This window comes from Synechococcus sp. H55.9 (assembly GCF_047462355.1).
Lineage (GTDB): Bacteria > Cyanobacteriota > Cyanobacteriia > Thermostichales > Thermostichaceae > Thermostichus.
Window position 1 is genome coordinate 1 of sequence record NZ_JANSJB010000195.1, and the last position, 1181, is coordinate 1181.

2 pseudogenes are annotated in these 1181 nt (G+C 53.8%); both read left to right on the forward strand.

The window, feature by feature from the left end:
- Positions 1–663: pseudogene (locus tag NW857_RS13075) on the forward strand (hypothetical protein); the annotation flags it as partial.
- A gap of 22 nt (positions 664–685) precedes the next feature.
- A pseudogene (locus tag NW857_RS13080) lies at positions 686–1181 on the forward strand (hypothetical protein); the annotation flags it as partial.

The window sequence follows — 1181 nt, forward strand, 5'->3', positions numbered from 1 at the left end:
GTTCCTCTGCTGCGGCTATCCCGCCCTTGGTTTTGGACAGCCAGCGCCGTTGTTTTGGCCTTGTCGGGCGGGCTGAGCTTTTTCCTCTACTGTCAGCTCCGCTTTGGCCGCTGGGATCTCTACCTGGAAATGCAGCGCTACTTTGGCCCCAGTTCTTTCGATTACCTGGCTATTATTCAACCTCGTACTTATGCCCCCCTCTTTTCTCTTGGGTACTGGCAGTCTTTGTTTTCCTTTTCCGAGGCTTTGGGGGATGGGATATGGGCCATTTCCCTCAGTCAACTGTTTGTTCCCCTCACCCTGGGATCCCTAGTTGTTACCAGTTTGCTGGATGGGTGGAGTGTCCTGGCCGGCAAGAGCCGGCGCTGGCAGGAGCGGCTGGGGCTCCATTTGGCTGCCTGGATTATGTTCTCCATTTCCGTGGCCGGCATGAGTGCCGTGGCCCAGAGAAGTATGATCCGCTACTGTCTGCCGATTCACACCCTGCAGGTGCTGGCCTGGTTGCATGGGATCAGATACACCGATTTCAGCTTCATCCCCCAACAGGTGCGTTTCTATCTTGGCAGTGTCCTGAGGCTGGGCTACTGGATCTTGGCTTTAGTCTTCTTTGCCCTAAACCAAATCCTCGCCTGGCGCTACGTCCAGCATCTTTGGGTGGCTTGATCGAACCTTGGTGGTGAAGCTGATGAGTTTGCGCCCTGGCCCTCTGCTGCAGCAGATTCGCAAATGTTTAGTTGGCTTCTCTACTCGGATTTTTTTGCTGGGCTTAGCGCTGACTATCCTGCAAGTGTTGGCGATATACCTTTGGACAAAACGCGGCAGCTATGCTTCTGCTTTTGCAGCCCTGAGCCAGCGCGATAGCTATTGGTACCTGAGCATTGTGGAGCGGGGGTATCAGTTTGTGGGCTTTGACAAGATTGCCTACGAGCAGAGCAATGCAGCTTTCTTTCCCGGCTATCCGCTGGCAGTGACCATAATGAGCCGCCTATTAGGAGTTGATCCGGAGCTGGGGCTTTATCTCACTGCCCAGCTCTTTTGCTGGCTGATGTGGATTTACCTTTTCCTATTTTACCGCCGCTGGCAGATCCCCTTGCTTTGGCAAGCTTTGGCAAGTTTGATGATCTTGGTCTATCCCAGCAGCTTTTACCTTGTCGTGGGCTACAGCGAATCCCTCTTTATGG